17 protein-coding genes are annotated in these 25,279 nt (G+C 45.3%); 11 read left to right on the plus strand and 6 right to left on the minus strand.

Annotated features, from left to right (window positions below):
- Nucleotide 1: 1 nt before the first annotated feature.
- Nucleotides 2–475, plus strand: a complete 474-nt coding sequence (locus AC1MKH_RS18900) for a hypothetical protein (RefSeq protein ID WP_032724395.1) — start codon at nt 2–4, stop codon at nt 473–475.
- A gap of 88 nt (nt 476–563) precedes the next feature.
- On the opposite strand, the gene AC1MKH_RS18905 is transcribed toward AC1MKH_RS18900, so the two are convergent.
- The 3 genes from AC1MKH_RS18905 to AC1MKH_RS18915 all read right to left on the minus strand — a co-directional run bounded on the left by AC1MKH_RS18905 (nt 564) and on the right by AC1MKH_RS18915 (nt 3,297).
- Nucleotides 564–1,241, minus strand: coding sequence for an inovirus Gp2 family protein (locus tag AC1MKH_RS18905; RefSeq protein WP_032733614.1), 678 nt, complete (start codon nt 1,239–1,241; stop codon nt 564–566).
- 296 nt (nt 1,242–1,537) lie between these two features.
- Nucleotides 1,538–3,046 carry a DUF3987 domain-containing protein gene (locus AC1MKH_RS18910; protein ID WP_117380724.1) on the minus strand — a complete coding sequence of 503 codons (1,509 nt, stop codon included), beginning with the start codon at nt 3,044–3,046 and terminating at the stop codon, nt 1,538–1,540.
- Between the two features lie 29 nt (nt 3,047–3,075).
- Nucleotides 3,076–3,297 carry an AlpA family phage regulatory protein gene (locus tag AC1MKH_RS18915; protein WP_047358995.1) on the minus strand — a complete coding sequence of 74 codons (222 nt, stop codon included), beginning with the start codon at nt 3,295–3,297 and terminating at the stop codon, nt 3,076–3,078.
- Between the two features lie 98 nt (nt 3,298–3,395).
- Here AC1MKH_RS18915 and AC1MKH_RS18920 point away from each other — a divergent pair, with 98 nt between their 5' ends.
- Nucleotides 3,396–5,147: a hypothetical protein gene (locus AC1MKH_RS18920; RefSeq protein WP_276223304.1), complete on the plus strand. Its 1,752-nt coding sequence runs from the start codon at nt 3,396–3,398 to the stop codon at nt 5,145–5,147.
- Between the two features lie 565 nt (nt 5,148–5,712).
- Nucleotides 5,713–8,649, plus strand: a complete 2,937-nt coding sequence (locus AC1MKH_RS18925) for a DEAD/DEAH box helicase (protein ID WP_181547652.1) — start codon at nt 5,713–5,715, stop codon at nt 8,647–8,649.
- 372 nt (nt 8,650–9,021) lie between these two features.
- Here the strand turns inward: AC1MKH_RS18925 and AC1MKH_RS18930 are convergent, their stop codons facing one another.
- The 3 genes from AC1MKH_RS18930 to AC1MKH_RS18940 are packed head-to-tail and all read right to left on the minus strand — an operon-like array spanning nt 9,022 to nt 14,843.
- A complete protein-coding gene (locus tag AC1MKH_RS18930) occupies nt 9,022–11,217 on the minus strand; it encodes a DEAD/DEAH box helicase (RefSeq protein ID WP_047359258.1) in 2,196 nt (731 codons plus the stop codon).
- Entirely contained in the window at nt 11,214–12,530 is a 1,317-nt protein-coding gene (locus AC1MKH_RS18935) for an ATP-binding protein (RefSeq protein ID WP_220439132.1), read from the minus strand. Before AC1MKH_RS18935 ends, AC1MKH_RS18930 begins: the two co-directional genes overlap by 4 nt.
- Nucleotides 12,531–12,533: 3 nt before the next feature.
- Complete coding sequence (locus AC1MKH_RS18940) at nt 12,534–14,843, minus strand: tellurite resistance TerB family protein (protein ID WP_047359256.1); 2,310 nt, start codon at nt 14,841–14,843, stop codon at nt 12,534–12,536.
- Between the two features lie 636 nt (nt 14,844–15,479).
- Between AC1MKH_RS18940 and rdrA the strand changes: the two genes are divergently transcribed.
- The 8 genes from rdrA to AC1MKH_RS18980 all read left to right on the plus strand — a co-directional run bounded on the left by rdrA (nt 15,480) and on the right by AC1MKH_RS18980 (nt 25,276).
- A complete protein-coding gene (gene rdrA, locus AC1MKH_RS18945) occupies nt 15,480–18,167 on the plus strand; it encodes an antiviral RADAR system adenosine triphosphatase RdrA (protein WP_220439130.1) in 2,688 nt (895 codons plus the stop codon).
- A complete protein-coding gene (gene rdrB / locus AC1MKH_RS18950; protein ID WP_047358926.1) occupies nt 18,167–20,836 on the plus strand; it encodes an antiviral RADAR system adenosine deaminase RdrB in 2,670 nt (889 codons plus the stop codon). Before rdrA ends, rdrB begins: the two co-directional genes overlap by 1 nt.
- 218 nt (nt 20,837–21,054) lie before the next feature.
- Nucleotides 21,055–21,918, plus strand: coding sequence for a GTPase family protein (locus AC1MKH_RS18955; RefSeq protein WP_047358927.1), 864 nt, complete (start codon nt 21,055–21,057; stop codon nt 21,916–21,918).
- Nucleotides 21,919–22,014: 96 nt separating this feature from the next.
- Nucleotides 22,015–22,839: a DUF932 domain-containing protein gene (locus AC1MKH_RS18960; protein WP_220439127.1), complete on the plus strand. Its 825-nt coding sequence runs from the start codon at nt 22,015–22,017 to the stop codon at nt 22,837–22,839.
- 208 nt (nt 22,840–23,047) lie between these two features.
- Nucleotides 23,048–23,758 carry a DeoR family transcriptional regulator gene (locus AC1MKH_RS18965; protein WP_220439125.1) on the plus strand — a complete coding sequence of 237 codons (711 nt, stop codon included), beginning with the start codon at nt 23,048–23,050 and terminating at the stop codon, nt 23,756–23,758.
- Between the two features lie 25 nt (nt 23,759–23,783).
- Nucleotides 23,784–24,320 carry a DUF4339 domain-containing protein gene (locus tag AC1MKH_RS18970; RefSeq protein ID WP_181547644.1) on the plus strand — a complete coding sequence of 179 codons (537 nt, stop codon included), beginning with the start codon at nt 23,784–23,786 and terminating at the stop codon, nt 24,318–24,320.
- Between the two features lie 41 nt (nt 24,321–24,361).
- A complete protein-coding gene (locus AC1MKH_RS18975) occupies nt 24,362–24,799 on the plus strand; it encodes a hypothetical protein (RefSeq protein WP_038434461.1) in 438 nt (145 codons plus the stop codon).
- 66 nt (nt 24,800–24,865) lie between these two features.
- The gene (locus tag AC1MKH_RS18980) at nt 24,866–25,276 is read left to right on the plus strand and encodes a hypothetical protein (RefSeq protein WP_220439124.1); all 411 of its coding nucleotides are present in this window, start codon (nt 24,866–24,868) and stop codon (nt 25,274–25,276) included.
- The last annotated feature ends 3 nt before the right edge of the window (nt 25,277–25,279 follow it).

The following is a 25,279-nucleotide window of genomic DNA, read 5'->3' on the forward strand; positions in this document are numbered from 1 at the left end:
ATTGTTTACCATTGAGACTGCACGTGAAGAGGCGAATAGGTTTCGAAAGATACTCGAAACATGTGATCCGTCAACAACCTACCTTGTACCTCACGGCTTCCCGGTAATGAGTTGCAAGCTTTGCTCAATGTTACTTTCCTTCCACTTTCTGCAATTATGGCCCGAACTGGAATTGAAAGGGGTCACTGGAGTCACCGGTAAAAATGGCGCAATAACTCACTTCTGGCTGGAAGTGGAAAATTACGTTATTGATATCACCGGAGATCAATACAACATCATCAACGCCAGTAAACTAAACGAAAATATCGTAAGAAACAGGCCCTTTATGCCTGTTCACGTCGCTAACCAAAAGGATAGCTATCTCTATAATTTATTTGAAATTAAAGGGAAAGAGCATTTGAGCTATGGCTTTCCGACAATCGGTGATGATTTCATCGATGAGATGGAATGTGATTATCGCCAGCTTGTCAGGTGATGGTGGAAATAGAATCAAGAAATAGATGCAAACCTGCGCTTTTATCGGCAAGTCTGCATCATAAGCTCTAAAGGCCTCTCAGCTGCCGTCATATTAACTGACTAGTGCCAAAGTTACGATAGCCGTCATGGGAATCTTTACTGTACGTTTTTGCTAGGTAAGCAACACGTAGCAGGAAGTCGTAATAATCGGGACTTAACGTTAACGCATCCTGCCGGGTGAACCAGGCGCTGTGATTTTTCGGGAATTCAACCCGACTGGCATAGTAAGGATAACTTAGCCCTATTGCACTGCACCAAGCTTTCTGAATACGGGTCCCCATATTATCAGCGTCAGGCTTTGTATAATCTCCCAGATAACCATAAACGTCTTTGTTGAATAGCAGAACCAGATGGTAGTGAGGGCGTTCCCCGGTAACACGTTCCCTGGCCCAGATATAGCCGAGTGGTGTAGGCTCACCAGCCCTGCCAGAGCGCTTGTGCTCTTCCCGTAGCTGGCTTTTCAGGGATTCTATAGCCCGAGTAATGGCTTTCTCATCATCTTTCTGAAAGCATATCGGCATATCTGGCTCTCCAGGCACATGGGACTGAGCAAACCGAAAGTCGGCCCGTAACGTGAACATCCGGTCATGTTTCTCTGAAAAATTAGATGTCACGTCATATGCTCTACGGAGCATATAGCTTGATATAAGGGAGTTATATTTTTCCGCTGCTTCCTGTTGCAGGAACTTAAACTGCTTTTCAGTTAATTTATACGGTGATTTCATAATATGAGTTCACTGAGTAATGGGTAGCCGATAACTACCCAGGTTATTGTGGGATGGTTTAAGCTAAGGTTACGATGCCCTTTTACATTAGACTCACCTTGACTACTGACATGTTCTACTATGTTTTATATGCTTATTCATGATTGATATAGATACCTATACAATGCAGATATATATTACATATACCGGACCTTTCTAGGTGCCCAAGGCAACTACGTGGTGATGAGGGAAGCCGCAGTATGCTTGGGTAAAAAATATATCTAACTAGCTGATATAAAATCAAAATAACTCTGAAGTTATTCTGGTCGAGCTAACTTACTCAGTGTCAGCGAGCCAGTCTGGTGTATTGGCGTGTTGGTCCTCGCTGCCAGTTCGACAGGGTTCATTGTTGAACCGATAAATTTGACATAATTGATACCTGCCTCTTCGAATAGCTGCACCATTCCTTTTGATTCAAGCTTTTCTAATGCTGGCATAAGCCGCTCAGAGCATCTTATGGATCTTGGACCCTTTTTGATAATGTCATTTCTTCTGAAATCGTAGGAACCATTTTCGACAAGTTGCGATTCCATCCAGAATAATATTTTCTCTTCATCACTAAGCTCTCTTGCAGAATCAATTTTTGCGATTGCATGATTGACAAACCAATCCATCAAGTTCAAAGCTGATAACAAATTTTCCTCTGTTATTATTGTCGAACCGGGTTCACCAGAAACCTGAAAAATGCCTGCCATTCTGAGTCCCTGCTCGATAATCCGGGCACCTACATCATCGTAGTGATACAAGGAACCTCCAGGTTTCATCTTTTGCTGCAAACTTAACGATGTTTTATCCAGCAGTTCCTGGGCATCCGGGGCCAGAGTAAGTGTTATTAGTTCATCACCATTTTCTCTTCGCTTCACCCCCGCTTTTATATGCCGCGTTATCACTGAGTACAATTCAGAAAGCACCGCCTCGCTATGAGTGTAATGACCATTGATGATGCACGGTTCAGTAATCTGCTCCATGTCTATCATCTGTGTACGTGCCTGCAATCCAGTCTCTCTCATGTTTGCTTTTTTCTGTCTGCTGGTATTGTCATATGGTTGAGGCTGCATCGCTAAAAAAAATGAAAATACATAATTTTCAATAACAAAGCTTTCAGTGGCAGCCCTGTCTATTGTAACTTTGTCTCCACACCAGTATGTATTGAGAAGCGCGGGATTGTTGAACACACTCCCCTTGAACACTGCGGTTGCCTCGTCATTAAAAAGCGCCTTATTTTGATACCCCAGCCCAATTGATTTTGCGAGCGCTTCGCTTGTCGGATTCGTTGTGATAATGACCTTTCTTACTGGCGCTTTCGGTTGTCGGCCAATACATTCTTCAATTTTCTTACTCGTTTCGGTAGTATCTTCCCCCTTGCTCAGAGACTTTTTATAAAGCCTTTTTAGTACTTTAAACTCTGCCTCCCAAAGAATATTTATTCGCTCAAATGCTTTAAGCTCAGCACGATAAGCATCTTCAAACTCCCGCTCTTGTTGTGCAAAGGGGGCCTTCAACAATCTGAATATTGTTGATTTTCCACTGCCAGATCTTGAAAGCAGCAGCAGGTATAAGGCCAGAAGGGATCGCTGCTTGTTCTTTAACTGAACACAGTACAAATCCTGACAGGCCAGCCCTAAAAAGGCTAATAACGTAACAATGATTATCTCAATAGCCACTCCAGTTATGTATTGCAAATGCGAAGCCCAATGCCTGATATGACGTGGCAGAATGTCAAATTTCAGGTTAAGCTCATGATTAATTTTGTTTTTATTTCTCATTGCATCATCCTTTATTTTTTTGCAAAAAATTAAACGGTTCGGGAAGCGATCCACTCGTCAATAGCAGTAGATCGCCATCCTACTGATGCGGCCCCTAGTCGGACCGGTTTAGGAAACTCGGCATCGTAATACTTGGATTTTGGATTCAGTTTTTCGTAGATGCTTGAGCGAGATATCCCAAGCATCATGGTCAGCTCAGTCATGCGCAGGATGCGCAGCGGGTGTGCTTTTTGTTCACTAATATTCGGCATTTTCACTCCTCCTGTTGGACCTCTTTAGCTGGATTCGACTTTCTCACACCATCTGAGATACTGTCCCCGTCAAAAAACGGAAACCAACCGGAGGGAACGTGGGGACTCATGCTTTTGCTGATATGATGTATCGTCTTTACCAGTGCTTTGGCCTGTTTGAAAAAGATGACGAACGGCGTGAAGTGCGTGGAAACAGCAGTTTTTCCTTTCATCAGAATTTTTTCGATCAAGGCTATAACGATTTAATAAGAATAATTGACAGCAATGAAGTCTTCAGCCTCGAAGAAAGACGCGAAGTATTTTACAAATACGAGCAACTATATAACGCGCTAATGCATATTCCGGTCTTTTCTCATCTAGATAATAGCCAAATCACAAAGCGATACCTTCAGGTCGCATTGCCTCCCATAGTAGCATTAGACGTCTATAATTCTCTTCCCCCCGATGATGAAATGCATTTCTATTACCATATTCATCGTTTTTTAATCAGCATACACTGCCCACACGGAAGCGCTGATAAAAGAAAGATTTATTCAGGAGTAAAGGAATACCTTCGCGAATATATTCGCACACTTGAGTTTCACTACACGGATCATCTGGCACCACTAATTAGTTTCATTAATGACATTAAAGCAAGTAGTGGACAGAAGGAAGCGACTATAAGGAGAATAATAAAAGATTGCCGTTTAGAGTATGATGAAAGTTACATCTCTGAAAAGAACATAAAACTCAATTTTCTGAATTTAAATAAAATTGAAAAAGCTTATCTTTCACTTAACGTGTTACTTGCATTTGAACGCAAGACCTCTGCTGTCGCAGCAATATCCATGCATTACCGACATACGGTGAGCAATGGCGTTAATTACAACACTAGCTTTGGCATTCTATGTCGATATCTTTATTCCAAAGGGTATGATGAACGACTATTACACTATATCACACTCCCATTTTATAACGAAGCAGTCCGACCGATTTCGGTAATGATAGAGGAGAAACCGTATCGCTACGTTCACGAATTAAAATGGCTTATTTTCAACATTAGTGAAGGCAACAAATACACTAAGTGGGATTTAGCCGAAATGGAATCCAGTCTCAATGCCGCCACTAACTCAGATGTACTAAAGCCTTACTCCCAACTTTTGCAAATCATCACTTTTCTCAGTCAAAATAAAATATACGAAGCCTTCTGTCTTGTAAACAAAATCCCATTAGATAGCTTACCTATTGGTTATCTGCCTTCAGCCTTTTCAGTTATCAAAATGGCATTAAAAGTAAAACTGGAAAGAAAAAAAATAAGAAACAAAACATTACTATCCGTGATAAACAGTACTTTGAGTAATCAAGGTACCCTTACTGATTTTATACCTGTAACTACAGGAGAAACTGATAGTAATGTTGTACTATCTGCAGATAACATGACGATCATGCGTGCAATAAAAATGTACAACCACATGATAAGAAAGGTAAGTTACTTATCTGAGGATTCACCGTCTGAAGTCTGTCCGCAATCTATATTCGGGCTTCTTAATGAAATAGAATTTGCGCTGGGTAAGCTAAATTCCCTGGTTTGCGAAACAGGTGATAGTATTGATAGTAATGAACTGGCCGGGTTTATAGTAAAAAATAAAACACTAACAGCTCGCGAATTGAATGAAAACCTGGTTGGCGTACTTGATAAATGCACACTTTATAATTTCCTGAGTAGCATCAATGTTTTTATTAGTTATTTGAGATGCCCTGGAGAAGAACTAGGACACATTAGGACATTTGCCGGAGTAACAGAGAAGCCAAAACGTCTTCGGGAAAAGGTATGTGGGGCTTTGAGAATTGCATCAGAAAAACGTAGATAGGGAAAATTATGGAAAAGGGAAACGTATCCATACGTCAACAGAGAAGTACTGGTTCAGTCAGAAAAAGTAAATAACGCTTTATGTTTCCCCTGCTACAGCTGCTACGTGTAGCAGCTGTAGCAGGGGTCAGAGATAGATGAGTATGTTATTTATTTCAGCTAACGGGTCGATCATATTTCATGCCTACTGGCGTTTCCTGATTCGACTGGCGTATCTGGCGTAAACCAGTACCAAGAATATTTACAGCGATTACCGTAATTTTGGCACAAGCCAGTGTTCACGCTTAGGCGGATTAGCCTGTTAATAGCACTCTGAGTGAGGTATTTATCCTCACTCAGAGTGCTATTAACATAATTGACACATTTCTCCGTGAAATTTCTATAGTCTGCCTCGGTACCCTGCTACAACTTGCTACATGTAGCAGGTTGTAACAATCCCTACAAAATTAAGATATGTTTTTCGCTCAATTATCGGGTTCGTCACAATATACCTCTAAAAGAGGTATTAGCCTCATGGTAATATAGAGATCCGAATTCTTCCTTTGTCGTTAACCTAGGAAAAGTCTATGAGCGAAGTAGCTAATTATACGGATGTCTTTCAAAGTTGGCAGGATCACCGATTTAATTTCAGTCTTGCAGTACCCTTGACCAACACTCCCGGTCTACGTAAGCCCCAATTAGCTGCTATTTATGCAACGCTGGGGCATCTGGTGGTTGACCCTTCCTCCCCGGCAACGGTCGTAATGCCTACGGGTACAGGAAAAACTGACACAATGCTTGCCCTGCTCATTGCAGGCAAAATGTCTAGAACCTTAATTCTGGTTCCATCAGATGCTCTGAGAACTCAAATATCTGGTAAATGCGAAAAATTCGTAACACTTCGCACTGTGGGAGCCATATCTGATACGGCTTTAAACCCTGTAGTCGAAGTAATCAACTCGGGAATGTCTGAACAAGAAGTTCTTCAGCTTGCTAAAGCAAATGTTATTGTAGCTACTCCGCAAGCCCTCCAACTATTCGATAAGGATGCACTGCAAGCTTTGGTAGGAATCTGTAGTCACCTTCTAATAGATGAAGCCCATCACGTTGCAGCAACAAGTTGGGGCCGTATCAAAAAATCTTTCAACGGGAAACCATGTATTCAGTTTACCGCAACTCCATTTCGAGAAGATGGTTTAGCATTAGAAGGAAAAATTATTTATAACTACCCTCTTCGCGATGCTCAAAATGATGGCTATTTCAAAAGCATCGAATTTCACCCAGTACGGGAATACAATTTAGATCGCTCTGACCAAGCTATAGCAGATCAGGCTGTAGAGCTATTGAGAAAAGATATACAAGCGGGCTATAACCATCTGATGTTAGTGCGGGCTAAATCACAAAAACGAGCTGAAGCCCTCTTCGAAATTTACAGGACTCATGCGGATCTTAACCCGGTATTAATACATAGCAAAGTTCCAAACCAAGCTAGAATTTTCGAAGAGATTGTCCTGAAAAAATACCGAATCATCGTTTGTGTGGACATGCTAGGGGAAGGTTTTGATTTGCCTGAACTTAAAATCGCTGCTATTCATGATCAGCACAGAAGCCCTGCAGTCACATTACAGTTTATTGGCCGGTTAACTAGGGTTGATAATTCTCTTGGGAACGCAAAATTTGTTGCCAACATTGCAAACCAAAAGACTGATCACCAAATGTCAGAGCTCTATAAAGAGAGTGCTGACTGGGGTTCTGTGATCCGGGATGTTAGTCAAGAAAAAGTTAGTAAGGAAATAGAAAAAGAGTCATTCAGTGGGCAGTTTTCAGATGAGAAAGACGCAGATACTATCTTTGGGTTGAATCCAAATCCAAAGATTAGTGCAACAGCCTATCATCTTTCCCCCAAGAACTGGATGCCGGAAAGAGCAAATGAAATGTCTGGCAACAGAGAGAAGTTACAATATATTTCCATTAATGATGAAGCAGATACAGTCATCGTAGTAACAAAACGAGAAACACTTGTTGGATGGGCTCAAACTGAAGCTATTTTCGACACCAACTGGCTCTTATATCTGGCATTTTACAACAAACCCGAGAACACACTTTTTATTCACACATCGGGTGATGACATGCAATCTAACCGATTCCTTAATTTAGTGGCTAAAGAACCTGTACGTATTAATGGTGAACCGACATTTCGCTCGCTCCACAATATTAAGTTAATGAAATTGCAAAACGTAGGCTTATCTCGTGCCCGAAAGGATCTCCGATTTACGATGCATGTAGGTCACGACATCAATCAAGTAATCAGTGAGATTGAAAAAGGTAGTGCAAAGAAATCCAACGTTTTTGCAACTGGTTTCGAACAAGGTGATAGAACTACAGTTGGTTGCTCGCACAAAGGTAAAATTTGGGAGATGAACTCATCACCAATTAATTATTGGGTCGAATGGTGTAAAAATATCTCTAAGAAACTTAATGATAAAACAATAGACCCAAGTGATTTATTGAAGAATGTCATGCGAGCAGAGAAAATTGAGCAAAAATGGCCTGATGGCCTTTTTTACTCAGACTGGCCTGAGTCCATAGCAATCGAGAATGAACAAAAAATATCTCTTATTTTTCAGGGAGAGAGGTTCAACCTTCTTGATATTGTTCTGGGCAAGCCAAATTATGATGATGACCTAACTTTAAGTATTCCTGTGTACGTCGCAGATACAGATGGATTGGAACATCTAATTACAAAGATCAATATTAAGCTATTGGAGGATGGCTACAAAACACACTGCCCCGGTTTGAAAATTTCATTATCTCAAGAGGTTCCGTTAGATGAATACTTGGATAGCGAACCACTGGTGCTACTAAGTGTCGATGGGTCAATGCTTCTAGGTAATTATCGTTATTTCTCGCCCAACAGTGTAGATATAAAACTGCCAATCTCTCTACTTGAGGTATGGGATTGGGGGACAACTAAAATTCATCAGGAATCAATGCGTGCAGAAAAACGCTTTGATAGTGTACAGGGATTTACTTACAACAAGATTGCTGATGATTACAGTATAGTATTCAATGATGATGGTGCAGGTGAAATCGCCGATCTCGTTGCAATTCGTGAAAGTAAAAATGTCATTCATATTGATTTATTTCACTGCAAATATTGTTCCTTGACTGATGGAGTGGCTATACCAGGAGCCCGCGTGAACGATGTTTACGAAGTGTGTGGTCAGGCATCCAGATCTGTAAAATGGTTATATACGGGTGAGAAGTTTTTTGATCGTTTGATGGATCGTTATCAAAAGTCGCTTCCAATCGGTTTTGATAGAATCCTAAAAGGACTCCCAGAACAACTCGAGATATTGCGAAATAAGTGTCATGATCACGAACTGGTTTTCAGGTTTGCTATAGTACAACCTGCTATTTCAGCTACAAAAATTTCTAGCGGTCAGTTAGCAGTGCTTGGAACGAGTTACTCATACATTAAAAGTATTTCCGGATCGGATATAAGAGTTATCGTTAGCCCTTAAACTTATAAATATATTATATTTTGGGACTAAGTGGTCAGTTCCATCAGATCTAACCACTTAGTCCCTAAAGCTGACACTGTTCGCATATTTAGAGTTAATTATTGAAACATTGCTCGCTTCCATTGATAATTTTCAAAACATCAATAATATTGATGCTGAGAGTCTTTCTCTTAAATTTCAAAAGGAAAACTATCATGGGTCTAAAACCAGGTCCAAAGCCAATTGCTAAATCGACAGGAAAACCGGATCAACGTCGACGTGATAATAAAGATACACCTGGCAACCCCCCGGGGTTGAAGCCTAGCAAATCAACAGGTAAATAAATTTAGGATATAGTTAACTTATTTAAACCCTAAATACAACATTATATTACTAAAGATTTTTTTGCAGCCAGATGCGTGCACCTGCTATATCATACGCCCTTTCCCCAAATCCCTTCGCAAGAAGGGATTCTGGTAAATAATCATCATATTTATCCAAGTGCTTTTCTGGAACATCTGTAGCAAGATCAAATGCAGATGGCAAGCCTGACAACAGTATTTCTTTAAGCGCGTGCTGAACGGAAGCTACACTTGAATTATCGATTTCTATAACACCAGCAAACGAATTTGCTTTAAAACCACAGCGTAGGAGCAAGGCTGTAATCGTATTCACAACTTTATCCCCCATCCAGGGAATTACGTAACAGTGTTGCCCGCTCGTAATAAAATATTCATTTTGCAGGTCATAATGCCGAAAGTTACTACAGCCTTCAGCAAATAGATTTCTGGCGGCAGAATCGGCATAATCGACTCTCTTGCTACCTATCGCTATGCGGTAATCACTTTCCCTATAGATAGCGAGCATTTCCTGACGTACGGCATCATGAACAGACATTCCTCCCCCACTAAATTGTGGTGGCTGACCGCCTTTGGTCGCCTCTACATAGATAACTTTTTTCTCTGTCTCGATCTCTGTCACTTTCCAGCGCCGCCCACCGAAGATGATATGTTGGTCTGGTAGCAGTGGGGAGTCCACAGGCACTGTTCCAAGGGTTCTGTTTCCGGTGACAATGCGGAACTCTTCCGGTGTATTGAACACGGCATAAAACGTGTAATGGTTAGTCAGTTTCTCACCCTCTGCCCCAACAACCATTTCGCCGCTAGCAAGTTGAGTGAGCAGGCCACAGGTTCCCATATGTTTAAGCAGACTTTTGAAATCGTTTAAATCTACATTTCTAAACGGCCCTGTCTGGCATAGTTGTGACCAGAGCTGGTCGGCACGAACTCCGCCCCATTGTGCCGTAATAGCAAGAATCTGGTGCAACAGCGTGGAATAATGCATCTGTCGAGCATCTGCTGGTTCAAACCATTGTTTAGAGATCATCAATCTGATCATTGCCATCGACTGGACCAACTGCAGCCGTAGGTGGTCAACGATACTGCTAGTTACAGTAAGCTCATTTTCTGTAATTAGCATTCTTAGAACTGATGGGGAGTCGCGTCGCCCAGAACGTCCCATACGCTGACGCAGACTGGAAACAGAATGCGGAGGCGTAACTTGGATAACCGACTTAACCTTACCGATATCAATTCCCAACTCAAGCGTCATTGTACAAACAGCAGTTGTGGGCAAATTACCTTTCTGAAGACGAGATTCAAGCGCCTCACGTAATTCCTTGGCAAGGGAACCATGGTGGGGGAAAAATTCATTCGGAACAATTTGTTCCTCACACATGTCGCTCAGCGTTGCCGCAATACTTTCAGTGCGCTTTCGGCTGTTTGCAAAGACCAAATGAGAATCGCCACGGCAAAGTCTAAAAATGTCAGCGCAAACGTCATGTTCAGCTGAACTCTGAAGTTCTTCCTCTTTTTGGTTCACTCGCTCCAGGTACCCTTTGACCTGTACCTGAAGAGTGGCCGTGCTATTACTATCTGTAACAGTTACGCAGGGAAGTCGTTTGTCCGGGCGCAACATTTCGGGCACTTTCTCCAGTTCCCCCAGCGTGGCACTCAACGCAACGCGGGGAATTGGATTTACCTGGCGTCCTAGCACATGGTCAATTCTATTGAGCAGAGAAAGCAGCTGTACACCACGCTCTGAGCCAATAAAAGCATGAAACTCATCAATAACGATGTATGCGACTGAAGAAAACGCCTGTTTGAGCCAGCCCATTGAATTTATGAGCAAAGACTCAAGTGACTCAGGTGTAATCAGTAAAATGCCAGCAGGGTTTGTCCGAGCCTTCTTCTTTTTGCTTTGTGGCACATCCCCGTGCCAGGGAGTCACTGGCATTTCCAATGCATCTCCAAGGCTCTCAAGACGACGGTACTGATCGTTAATCAATGCCTTCAACGGACTGATATAGACGATGCCAAATCCATTAGTGAGATCTGCAACTGCCGAACAGGCAGGAAGAAAGAAAGCCTCTGTTTTACCCGCTGCTGTGCCTGCACTGATTAGCACGTCTCGATCACGGGCTAAAATTGCCGGGATAGAACTCTCCTGCAAGGGCCTTAATGTAGACCACCCCTGCTTGTAAACCCACTTACGGACGCGGGGATCGAGACTATCATAGGCACTGCTCATAGTTTGAAGTTCGCCAGTCCGTCATCGTCATCGCTTTCCTCTACAATGGCGTCATCCATATCGCTGGGCCTGTCCTCTTCAATCGCCACACCCTCGATTAGTGTTTGCCAATTCATCGTTCTGTTTTGTTCCAGCACGGCCAGCATGTCCAAGAAACCTTTTATGGTATTACGGGGGGTACGGAAGTAAGCATCTCCAATGGTTTTACTACAGTGATGCAGAAATCCAGTCAGTGCCTCATCTGGAATCAGATAATTCTCTGGATCTCCGCCTGCATAAACATGGCGAAGATTTCTCAGTAAAATATACAGTTCCTCAGGGGTGAGGCTGGCAAGATGCAAAGTAGGAGACGAGTAGTCAATCACTCCTGCTTTTTGCGCGAACCGATTTTCCGCCAGACGTGATTGGAGCGCCTCATAGCTGTAAAGACCTTTGCGCGGATCGAAAAGGAACTCTGGCGTCCCCCCGAGGATAAAACCAATGTTCTCGGCTGAACCTTGCAGGCAGTCATTCAGGATCCGCAAAATCTGTTCGTAGTTCGCTGTTCTTGCTTGCGTATTATTCAGTTTAAAGAGGTTCACCATTTCGTCGAGGCTGACCAAAAGACCGGCATAGCCAGCCTGGCGGACAAAAAGGCTCATCAGCTTCAAAGAGTCATAGAATGAAGCGTCTGAGATAATAGTCCGAACGTCGAGATCGTGACGGGCATCAGTTTTAGTATTGTACTCTCCACGCAACCAGCGAATGGCATTGGATTTTAGCGTTTCGTTATCCTGCTCATGCCCCCGCCAGAATGCATCAATGACCTTCGCAAAGTCATATCCACCGACCATATCTGATAGTGCTGCCAGGCGTTTATGAATAACTGATGAAACCTCGGAGCCGTCCGTGTCAGCTTCCTTCCTTGCCTCCGTAACGAACCTTTCAACAACGCTAAGTAACGCATTACCATCCGGCTTGTTTCTGGTGGACATGTTTTTCATGAGCTCAGAATAAAGATTACGAGCCTGACCTCCCGATGAGTGAATACGTCTGTCAGGAGAAAGGTCAGCACTGACTGACACCAACTTCTTCTCCAGCGCAATAGAGCGCACAACACTCAGAAAGAACGTTTTACCAGAACCATATTCACCGATGATAAGTCTGAAGCTTGCACCACCGTCAGCAATCCTCTCAATATCCTGATGGAGAGCGGTGATCTCATTCACGCGGCCAACCTGGATATGCTGAATGCCTATCCTTGGCGTTACACCTGACTTAAGTGACTGAATAATAGCGTCGCGTTCTTTCACTCTTATACGTGTTACAGACATTCACTATCCCTCTAATTCTTTGGCAATTTCCAGGTCAACCCAGATATCATCATCGGTATCGTCCAGTACCGGAGCATCAACCACCGCATAGGACCAGTCATTGATCACCTCAAGCGCACCGCCGAGCATCAAGTTCAAATTTCCGCACAATTCTGTCGCCTCTTTCCGGGACCACTGTTCTTTCTCCAGCAAACTGCGATAAAGCTGGCTATGTGCGGAATCAAGGCCCCCCGCCTCCGTTAATGAGGCAGGTGCGCTTTCTGGCTCTTCCGGTTCTTCTTCGGTGAAAATTGTGTTCAGTAATTTACGAACATCATCCGTGGCAGATTCGTGTCGGGCAAGTACATTAGCATCCAGTGTGAACCCTGCCGTTGGCTGATCAGTTGGTACAGACGAGACGAGATCATGTTCAGTTGCAGAATGCTGATGGATATTGCTCGAGACAGATGAGGGATCCAGACCCAAACTTGAATAAATCTTCTCAAGCTGTTTAATTTCGGCAGGCGCTATTGTTCCATCTGAGCAGGCAACACTAACGATAACTTTACCCACAGCAGCCTTTTCCGCAGCCCCCATCAACTCAACCCTGCTTTTCATTCCCGTCATATTGGCTGGGGTATGAAGTTGCCACGTTAAGTACGCATGTAGAGAGCGCTTTTCATCATCGGTGAAGACAGGATTGTTGTTGATGGCATTCTCAAGAACTTTCTGTTCAGCTTGATCAAGGGAATCGTCAATCAAGGCGACCATCGCCCCTAATCTGAGCGTCATTACTGCTGAGATAAATTCAGGAGAAGGTGAGAAGCGTCCACCTTCGGCGGCAGGGAATAGAACAAGTGTCCCATCAACATCCGCCTTCACATGGTGATAATACGGGTCAGGTGCCAGACCGTAACCCATCTTCAGAGCAAAGGCCTGCATCAAGTCGGCCTCTTTTTTATTGATTTTAGTTGGACAGCTGGCATTCATATGTGCCCAAAAGTCAGCAACTGATACTCGCCCCTCTTTTTCGAGGATCGCCTCATCAGCCCAGCGTTTGAATGAGCTTAATATTTTTTCTGCGCTTTCATTAACGATCTCTGAAGGGAGCAACATAATTGCAGCCGTATCATTGACTGACGTACCTTTCCGGCCAAGGTAGCGACTGTAAGCATCAAGTTCATCTGTACATATGTCAGCAAGGGCCATAATTTTTTGGACAGGTCCCTTCAATGCACTTGGATCAGGCAGGTCAGGAACAGGAAGTCGGACACCTCGCAAACTAGGACTTGCTGGTGTGTAATCTAACCTTAGGCGCGTTTTATTCGCCTTAACGACCATCCCTTCACCATATTTGAGGGTGTAACGCCGTTTGAAAAGCGCAGCAAACTCTTTAGCACAGCGGCGAGCCGGGGTACGCAGCGAATACTCGGTATGGTTTATTACCCAGTTCAATGCCAGTTCAGCTGATACAGGAACTCCTTCATGTACAGTTTTTGCCAGAGCCAGCTTAAATTGCATGCCGTTGCTGAAACCAGAATCGCTATCGAGCACAGTGGTTAAACCCAAATCCGGACGCAGAATAGACATGGCTTCGAGCAATTGCGTCGAATATACACGGAAGGAGCGGTTCTCAATGAATACCGATCTTAACCGAGCGACTTCATTGAACAGGCTGCTGAACTCAGCAGCAGGGAATTTTTGGTAAGTGGAATCTACAAGCGCTTTTCTTTCCAGACCGTAGAGGTATATAAAAACATAGCCTATAGGACACGATGGGTCGGACCTATCGCTGGCAAGCCAACTAACATACGCACCGCGTGCTTCAGGGGAAAGAGAGGAAAAACTGGGCCAGTATCCTAATGAACTGTCTTCGTAAAGATACGAAGTGGGTTGTATCTTACATGTATCATCAATTAATGATGCCTCACTTCCATCGTCATAATAGCCGCCTGACTCCTGACTAGAGGGCTTCATACGTTGCCCCATGTAAATGTGGCCACCGCTAATTGTTACACCAGCTACAGTTATCATTTCACCCGGAAGTACCCAGCGAGCTAATGCACCTACTGACTTTGAGGTGCTCTGGTAATGATTGGTTGTCTCCCGAAGTTCAACACCCCGGCCACCACTCAATGTAAAGGTTGCAAGGTTGTTATCTTCACTATCATCGTTTCGCACAACCGTCTCTTTTTTCTTGATGTCAGCGATCCATTCTTTTGGCGGTGCTTTCACGGGGCTTGAAGCATAAGACTTTGGAGATTTACGTTTTTTCTTTCTAAAAAACAACAAGTAAATTACTAAAATCGCTGCCAGAAACTTCAATAACTCCATGATATATAACCTTAAAATCATTCCTCACGCACACTCACAAGCAGCAATGAAGGTTGGGCAAGTGGATTAATCTTAAAATAATACGTCTAAATCGCAAGGGTTCAAACCAAAATGCAATCAAAATTAATTCATTGATTTAAAAGAAATAATTATTGATTAAGCATGTGAACCAGAAGGTGTGTTCAAAATGTACGAATTTCTGTTGGGCTATTCGCCTCCGAATCGGGTTGTGTTGCTGCTGCTTTAATATGCAAGCGATTGCTCCAAAGAGCTAGAGCTGGTCGCTACATCGTGAAACTTCCCGATACGCTGAGCAGAGTGACAATGTGTTTAGCTGCAAAATCTTTTAGGCCAGATCAACATCATCTCTAATCTCCCCATTTCACTCATGGGGCAAGAAGCAATTCACTTTGCCCTCTTAATACCAAAGCGGACATTGGTGGCATTTCCGTGACTTAAAAATGAGACATAGATCACATATAACTAAGTATCTCCGCTGACTTATGTCAGTAATCTGAATATCAATCATGAAAATACTTTTGTCATCTAACAATCTTTACGACGTTAATTGTAAGATAATAGATAGTTATTACATGCCGCGGCATATTGCCGAGAGGCTTATACCAGGTGCCGCATATGACTCAGCAAGAGAAAAACAAATATATCCCACTCAATGTCGGCGAAACTGCCGTGCTTCATGACGCCAATACCTTGCTACCTCGTGAGGAAATTTACGAGCAATTGGCAGTACTGATCCGGCAAGCGAGGAATCGTGCAATCGAGGCAAAAGACAAATCATTAAACGAGTTGCGAGCACACAATGCTATCTCGATCGATGGAGCACGTGGCACTGGCAAAACAGCCGTGCTGGTAAACCTCAAACGTTATCTTGAACTGGAACATAATGATCTGCTTTCAGATATCCACATTATGGAACCGATCGATCCAACCCTTCTGGAGGACGGCGAATCATTGTTCCTTCATATCATAGTGGCGGCAGTTCTGCACGACGATGGGATAAAACAGGCTCAATGCAACAAACCTGAACAGTCACGTGCGCTCAACCGAGCTTTAGACAAGCTCGCACACACGTTGGAAGCGGTCGATACACAGAAAGAACACTCTGGCATGGACAAAGTACGTGCTATGTATGGTAATAAACACCTAGCCGACAGCGTGCAAGACTTTTTTCGTGAAGCTGTGCATCTTCTAGGTAAAAAGCTGCTGGTTCTACCGATTGACGACGTAGACACTTCTCTTAATCGAGCTTTTGAAAACCTAGAAATAATCCGCCGCTATATGACAACGCCTTATGTACTACCAATCGTCAGTGGTGACCGGGCTCTATATCATGAAGTGACTTGGCGTGATTTCCATGGACGTTTGATAAAAGACTCGGACTACCTAGCGGAGTCAGCGTATGAAAGGTCACTGGAATTAGCTGAAGAATACCAAAGAAAAATTCTACCTTTCCCGCGTAGACTGACTATGCCAGCAGTCAGCAGCTATTGGCAACAGACAGACATCTATTTACGTAGCGAAAAGTTCGGTGACATTATGCCATTGCGTAATTTCATCGCCTGGTTGGAAATTTTTATATCTGGACCTGTAAATGGACAAGAGGATAGCCGTATTATTTTACCAATACCGTCTATTCGCAGCTTAACCCAACTGATTGGCCATTGCAGCAGTTTTATTGCTTTATTACCTGATGCAATTCGTACCGCTAAAAATGAATTGGAAGTTCGCCGAGTTTGGCAGATGCCAACGGTGCCATTAGAAGTAATAGCAGCGTTTCAGGATAAGCATAAAGAGCTAAGCGAAAAATCAAAGCGAGAGTATACCGATGCGTACAAACTATTTACCGAAAAAATGAAAGAACTATCGCCAGTTGATTATTCATTTGACAAGGTAGAGAATGATAATAAAAACAACATAACGAAAAATGATCTGGCCGTAAAAATGGCGGACTATTTCCGTTTTGAATCCAAAGCTGGTGCGGTTTATCTGGTGCTAATCGCCAAACAATACTGGCAAAATTGGACAAATACTGATTCATTAGTACGTCAAGGCAGTATTTTTGATACACCTCTATTCCAACCACTAACACATAATACAGCTAACCTTGCTTTTTTTGACAAAACTTCTGATCTATCAGCATGGGCAAGTGCACTGGAAGAACGCTTACCTGAAGAATGGCTTATTGGTCTAAAATCTCATCAAACCATTTTACCTTATCCTGTGGCAGAAGTCGGCATTAATGCAGCTACAGCATGGGATTATCAAGGTATGATTGAGAGGATTGTTCTAAATGATGAAGGGAAGAAGAAGGCTACATTTTTGATCAACCTGCTTGTTCAGTACAACTTCTATACCAATGCTAAACAAACCATGCTTCTGAATATTGGTCGTATCTTTGAACTAATTATTTCCAGTATTGCAGGCCCTATTTCTCGTGAAGACTTGCAGACTATATTGAGTCGTGCACCATTCTTTTCCACCCGAGCATTGGCCCCCACTAAAACACTGTTGATTGATTACTTAAAGACTGAAAATAGAAGCACAACAGGAGTACAAAATATAACTGGTGAAGCGGAAACAGTAGCAGAGCCTAGTGATGAATTTGATCCAATTGTTGTTTTGCAAAATGATATTGATAATTGGCGCAAAGAGCACAATCTTGAGCAAGTCGAACTTTCACCCTGGCTGGTCTATAAAGTGTTTAACAAGGTATATAGCCAACTTGCTAGTAACGAGAAAATCCCTAGTGGCATGAAAAATGTTGGGATTGCAATGAATATGGTGGCTCATACTTTTTACGCAACTTGGTCTGCATTTGGCAGTTTTGAAAAAGGTGAATTATTTGGTTTACCTAATGTGGTTGCAACTACCAATCTAAATGCAGACAAACTAAATAATTTTGAAAAGAATGACCATTTCAACATCAATGTGGGCCCTTTTGCACCTAGTAATTCGCAAATTGAAAATGATAATGAGCCCTACCAAATTCGAAGTACATACGGAAAAAGTACCCGAACTATCAGTTATTGTCTGGCAGAACACCCTCTGAGAAAATGGATTGATGAGTTGATTGAGGTTGAATGGCCCTCTGTACGCACTGCCAAAGAGGTATTGTTAGAAGAACTTAATTTACCTGAAACAGACAGGATCCCTTGGACGAAAATCGAACTTCAACTAAAAGATGATCCTGATTCAGCAAGGGAGCTCTTGGAAAATCTTGAAGCTCAATTTGGGGTAAATGATATTATCGTGAAAAATCTCAAAACACGGTTAACTAAATTGCATCCGGAAAATAATAGCTAATGCTCCAGAGAACCCTAAGCGAACACGCCGCCGAATGCTTTTATGGTGATGAAAGATTGGCTGCATGGTTGTGGCAAAGTTTACAGCCAACATCTGAAGGATTTATAGCTGGTTTTTGGGAAAAACTTCAAGATCGTTTCTACCATTTACTAGTCGAGGGTGTAGAGGCTCGTTATCCGAGAGAGCATCGACTTACCGATGTTCGTCAGCTGATGGGGAAAATGTGTGCTGGTGAGTTGTTGCTGACACCAGAGTTACCTTGGCTGCATGACTTACAACAACGACTATTGCTGCGAAATGGCGATCTGCTCAGTTACCGAGAGCGTGAGGTTAAGGCATATGTGCGTCTTGCGGCAGGGTTGGATCCAACTCTTCTGGTTGGTTGGCACTTGGCTCAGTGGTTGGAAGATATCCCGCAGCCAGCCATCCATGATATTCACCGCGTTCTATCTGCCCAAACAACGTTTTTCGCACCTTCGAGCAATCCCTCCCAGCCTTTTGCTGAAGGGCATGTACATTGGGGAGGGATCACTACTGATTGCATTATCCTTGATGGTCATTTATTAAGCAAAAATGAGAAGACACTTAGTCAAAGAGATGGATTTTGGCAAGAAGAACAACACGAGATTTTGCAGCCTCTACAAAGAAGGGCGCGGCAGTTATTGATTTTGCTCCTTGATAAGGAGCAAGGATGGCCAAGTATTCTTAATACCCTATCCACTCGAATGGATGAACCAAAAGAATTACCCAACTGGGAAGTGCTCGCCAATCGATTCGTTGCGGCTAAAATTGGTTCGTCCGAATGGCTGTTGGGTGAATTCGCTCGTACTATGCAATATGGTCGAGCCAACCGTTGGTTATGGCTATATTTGTATCTGTGCAGCCTCTACCGTTCACCTAATACCCACCCACTCCAACGTGCCGCCACTTTGTGCTTTTGGCAGACCGTTAACCTTCTACGCCGTACTCTGATTATGGATGGTCAAGGGCTAACACGTTTTGTTGAACGTTACTTCAAACCAGCACTTGGACGTGGAGGTGATATTGCAAGCAGAGTCCAGCGTGTATGGATGGGGCAGGGAGACGTGGCAGAGATAAAAAGCACACCTTCAGTCTTTGCTCCAAAATTCGCTAAGAGAATCGCCAAAGAATTAATAGCGAGAGAAGGACTGCAATTACCCAAGCCACCATATATTTTTGGCGAACATGAGATACCACTGGATACAAAGGCGTTAGCGAGCATGCACGCGCTGGAAAAGTGGCAGTTTTGCGGCCATTTCTTGCGTTCTGCCACACATCAAAAAAACCAGCATGCGAGACCGGATATTAAGGGGTTATGGAAACAAGCTGAAGACCTCGTATGTAATCTGCAAAGCGGGTCTGGCTGGGTTGCATCCGAATTCATGGGAGGAAATCTAAACTCTAATTTCCGCTTTCAGCCAGCGCGATGGTTTCGCGGGTTGGACGTGGCTGGTGATGAAAATGCGTTGAAGATCGAATGGTTTGCACCGGTACTACGCTGGCTGCGCAGTGGCTTCAAATCGAAACAGGCTGGTGAGTTGGCTTGCTCTGGTTTTCATCTGAGCATCCATGCCGGAGAAGATTACGCCCATCCCGCCTCAGGAATGCGACATGTAGACGAAACAGTGCAGTTTTGTCAAATGCGCGAGGGAGATCGACTAGGACATGCCTTAGCGCTAGGCATTGACCCCAAACGTTGGGCAAAACGGCAAGGTGAGATGATCCTGACGCTTGATGAGCATCTGGATAATCTTGTATGGCTATGGCACCACGCTAGCCTACTGAGTGCATGTTTGCCCTTGGCTCAGCAGGTATTACCGCTGCTTACTAGGCGTATTGCCCGTTTTTGGCGCGAGTCCTGCTGGTGGCAGGTACCGGATCCAATGAGTCTACATAGTTTGGGTTCTAGCCCTGCTGATTTTGATAGTTCACCTTTAAGATCCGCGACAGCAGATGATTTATTTGCATCATGGTTATTGCGACGAAACTGCCATTACAGCTGGCAAGGACTACGTAATGATTGGCCATTGCAATCAAAGGAAAGTATCGCTCTACCGGACCATAAACAATTAGTCAATGGTACGAGTATGGCAAGTAAACTGTATTTTGCACGTCATGAATGGTTGAGTAGTGGGAAGGAAAAACAGTTAGTGGTTATTCGAGTGGGTGATGAAAGCCTAGTGCAAGCCCATTTTGGTAGTAAGCACAACAACGATCTTCTCGAGGATGTGGAAACCACAGCCGAACTAGATTTTATGCATGCATTGCAGGACTGGTTGCTGAACGAATACGATCAGTTGGGACTAATCATAGAGGCTAATCCAACATCCAATGTTTATATTGCGCGGTTAAAGTCGCATGCTGAGCACCCAATCTTCCGGTGGCATCCACCTGATGAATCTGTACTTGATAACGGTGCGGAAGCCAATCTTTATGGCTTGCGGCGTGGGCCGGTACGAGTGCTTGTGAATACCGACGATCCCGGTATTATGCCGACTACACTACGCACAGAATTCCTATTGTTACGTGAAGCTGCACTGGAGTTGAAGGTTGGCCGCACTGTAGCCGAACGCTGGCTGGAAACACTGCGACAGTACAGTCTTGAGCAATTTCATCGCAACCACCGGCAAGTATTTGAGCCAATTTAATTAGTGAGAGCATGTTGCCAAAAAAAAATTTTAAATTGACTATGTCTAGCGACTCTAAGTCTTCGCGAAAATATGCAATTTATATTATTCGGCGCACTCCTCTATCAAAGCAAATACTAAACTTTTAAAAATATTCAAATATATATTATTTCTCTGAACATAACGGCAGAACTTCACTGTTCTGCCGTTTTTTTATTCTATATTTTAAAGGAGTTGCGATGAAAAATTCTGACGGCCTGCTGCCCATGCAGAACTCGCTTTCTGGTCTGCCCCAGTGGGTATCTGAACGCATTCTGCAGCAGATAAATCAGTTAACCCACTACGAGCCTGTAATAGGCATTATGGGGAAAACCGGCGCGGGTAAGAGCAGCTTGTGCAATGCACTGTTTGCCGGGGAGGTGTCGCCAGTCAATGATATTACAGCCTGCACACGCGAGCCCTTGTGCTTTCGCCTGCAGCTGGGAAAGCGCTATATGACCATCGTGGACCTGCCCGGAGTGGGCGAAAGTGGCGTTCGCGATAGCGAGTATGCCACGCTGTACCGTGAACAACTTCCCCGGCTCGACTTGATACTGTGGCTGATTAAGGCCGATGACCGGGCACTGGCGGTGGATGAATATTTTTACCGACAGGTGATAGGTGAGGCATACCGGCATAAGATGCTATTTGTTATCAGTCAGGCAGATAAAGCTGAACCCACCAGCGGTGGTGATAAATTATCCACTGAACAGAAACAAAACATCAGCCGCAAAATCGGCCTGTTACATGAGCTATTCCAACCTGTAAACCCTGTCTGTGCGGTGTCGGTACGTTTGCAGTGGGGGCTGCGGGTGATGTCTGAACGGATGATCCGTTGCTTACCACGTGAGGCCAGCAGTCCGGTGGCAGTACAGCTTAGTGCTCCGCTTCGTACCAATGCCGTTAATAAAAAAGCGCGTGACGATTTTGGTGAAACGGTCGGCTCGGTACTGGACACAATAAGTTCCATGCCACTGATACCACCCCCAATACGGGCAATCATTCAGGCTGCACGCGACACCGTGGTATCGGTCGCTCGTGCCGTCTGGAATTTCTTCTTCTGAACACTTACTCCCTCTAACCCGTAGTTTCCTGAGCCCTGCCGCGATTGAGCGGCAGGGCTTTTCTGTCTTTATTTTCCCATCATGAGGAGTCTGCTTATGACACGTCTGGCTTCGCGCTTTGGCGCATCAAATCTTATCCGTCGTGACCGTCCGTTAACCCGCGAAGAGCTATTTCGTGTAGTGCCCAGTGTTTTCAGCGAGGACAAACACGAATCCCGCAGTGAACGATACACATATATACCCACCATATCCCTGCTGGATAGTCTGCAGTGCGAAGGCTTTCAGCCCTTCTTTGCCTGTCAGACCAGAGTGCGTGACCCAGGTCGCCGCGAGCACACAAAGCACATGCTGCGCCTGCGTCGGGAGGGGCAAATTACCGACAAGCAAGTCCCGGAAATCATTCTGCTCAACTCTCATGACGGCACCAGCTCGTATCAGATGCTGCCGGGATTATTCCGTGCGGTGTGCCAGAACGGACTCGTCTGCGGTGAGTCGTTTGGCGAGGTGCGGGTGCCGCACAAAGGAGATGTCGTGAGTCAGGTGATTGAGGGGGCGTATGAAGTGCTGGGTATTTTTGACCGTGTGGAAGAGAAGCGAGATGCCATGCAGTCGCTGATGCTGCCGCCACCAGCACAACAGGCTCTGGCACAGGCTGCACTGACGTACCGTTTCGGTGAGGACCACCAGCCGGTGACAGCACCTCAGATACTATCCCCACGCCGCTGGCAGGATGAGAGCAATGATCTATGGACCACATACCAGCGTATTCAGGAGAACCTGATTAAGGGCGGGCTCAGTGGTCGGAGTGCAAAAGGCGGGCGAACGCATACCCGTGCCGTGCGTAGTATCGACGGAGATGTGAGGCTCAACCGGGCTCTCTGGGTGATGGCTGAAGCGATGCTGAGTGGGTTTCAGTCCTGAGCTTGTTATCAGCATGTTAGGAAAGGACACTCCCTGTCCGTTTTGCCTCCATTGGATTGAGTGTTTTTTCACCGCATCTCACGGTGTGCCGCGTCGGGCCTGCTTCCGGAGGCAGATAAAAAATAGTTCATCCCGTGTCCATAACCTGTCCGCCCCCCTCTTTAGAATCATTTCATATTCAGTCAGTTAACTATTACGGAGATTTAAGATGACACAGGCAGAGCGCCGTCATGACCGGCTGGCTGTCAGGCTGTCACTGATAATCAGCCGCCTGGTTGCCGGTGAAACGCTGAACATGGCGCGGCTTGCTGCAGAGTTTGGTGTGTCAGTCCGTACCCTGCGACGGGATTTTCGCGAACGGCTGATATACCTCGACCTTGAGTATCGACGGGGGCAATGCCGCCTGCGCAGCACCGGTGGGGGCGTACAGGGCGAGTTGGATGCACTGACCTTTGCTCACCGGGCAGGACTGGCCGATATTTTTCCGGGGCTGGACCGGCGTCTGGCTGGCATGCTGCTCACTGCCGGAGGGATGCCGTGTCTGGTATGGCAGCCGCCACATTCTGTGTCCCCGGCCATCTCACTGGTGTTCTACCGTCTCGTCAGTGCCATTACCGCCTGCCAGCGGGTACTGCTGCTGGCCGAGGGAGAGCGCTGTGACGGGCTGGCCCCATACCGCCTGATATCACTCGACGGCTGCTGGTACCTCACTGGTGAACTTAACGGGTATATCACCGTGCATCCTCTGGCGACCATCCATGCGGTGACAGTTCTGAACACCACTTTTACCCCGCGAAAACGTCTCTGCCAGTTAACCACACAGGCGGGCTTTATCCAGGCCCTTCCGCACTTCAGCTGTATCCGCGAAGTCCTGTCTCCTGGTCCCTCTGAGGAGAAGCCGGACAACACAATGATTTAATTACCTCTGTTAAGAAGGAAAAGCTATGACCTGGCATTACGAGAAAAATGGCATACGTCACGACAATGTGACCGAGGACGACATCACTGGCCTGATTGCGCGCGGTGAACTCACCGCTGCCACGCTGGTGTGGCGACAGGGCATGCCGGACTGGCAACCGGTCTCCGCCACCCCGCTGGCTTCAGCGCTACTCCACAGCACCACACCACCAGCGCTGCCGGGGAACCGCATTCCGGGTGGAGTGGCATGGACGCTGGCATTTGCTCCCTTCATTGGTTATGCGCTCGAGCTGTGGACTGCAGGGCTGAACGGAATGTCTTTTGACGAGGCATATGAGGCTGTCTCGGGCGGGCAGTACTGGTTTATCACGCTGCTGCTCAATATCGCTCTGGGGTATCTCGATGAGCGACGCCTGCGTAATGCCGGAGTGGATACCACCATGTTCGGCAAACTGGCCTGGCTGGTGCCGTTCTATTTGTGGCGTCGGGCGAAAACCCTCGGTCAGAAACCGGCTTACTTCTGGGTATGGATTGTGATGCTGGCCCTGACCGTATGGGCCTGAATCACCGCTACCTGATACTTTCTCTGTTAAGGACCAACGTAATGAAAACACTAATTAAAATACTGGGCATTACCGGCAGCCTTCTGCTTTGTGCCGGGGCTCAGGCCCAGCCCTATAACCGGACGCTACCTGCAGTCGTCAATGACAACAATGGGAATATTTTCTGGTGTGATGCGCATCGTCAGGTTACCGGAAAATGCGAAGCCATGTCTGTTGACCGTCAGGGCGGGATGGTCACGGTGCGTTCAGCACCTTTTAAAGACTGCGAAGGTGGCCTGTGGGGCTGGATAACTATCATGCACAACGATGTGTCGAAGGGATTCACCATTACTCCGGACAAGAAATTCGGTCTCACCGTAAAAGACCTGTGCCGTCCGGGCACGGTAGTGACCTTTAAGCCCAACCAGAAGAAGCCGGAATATGACGACCTGGTGGCACTTTACCAGGGCAAAGAGCTGTTTCGCTACCGGCGCTTCTGATAACACCCGATATCAACCACTCTTATTTTGCCCCACTGTGGGCTGGATTAATTCAGGACGAAGACCATGCTGAAAATACTGACCTCTGCTATACCCGCCCTCATTCTGTCACTTACCGCCTTCAGTGCCGGTGCCGCTCAGCTTCCGGCAAGCCTTATGGATAAAGACAATCCCGGCCAGGAGTACTGGTGCCAGGGAAACGACATCAATACCTCCATGTGCTCACTGACCGGTGTCAGCGACGACCATAAATTTGCCCTGATTCACGACCTGCCGGGCCCGGCCTGTGAAGACTTAAGCTTCGGGATTATCGACCTCGTGCGCCAGACCGGTGTCAACATTCCTTACGATGGTGGTGACTGTAAGGGCGATGTGCAGGCCGGTTTTGTGCGTGGCACGAAAGATAATGCCCTGTATGTGAAAATTGTACGGGGCAGCAAAACCCTGCGGCTGTATAAGGTACAAACCGGTTACTGACAA

The organism is Pseudocitrobacter sp. CD920760 (assembly GCF_057782505.1).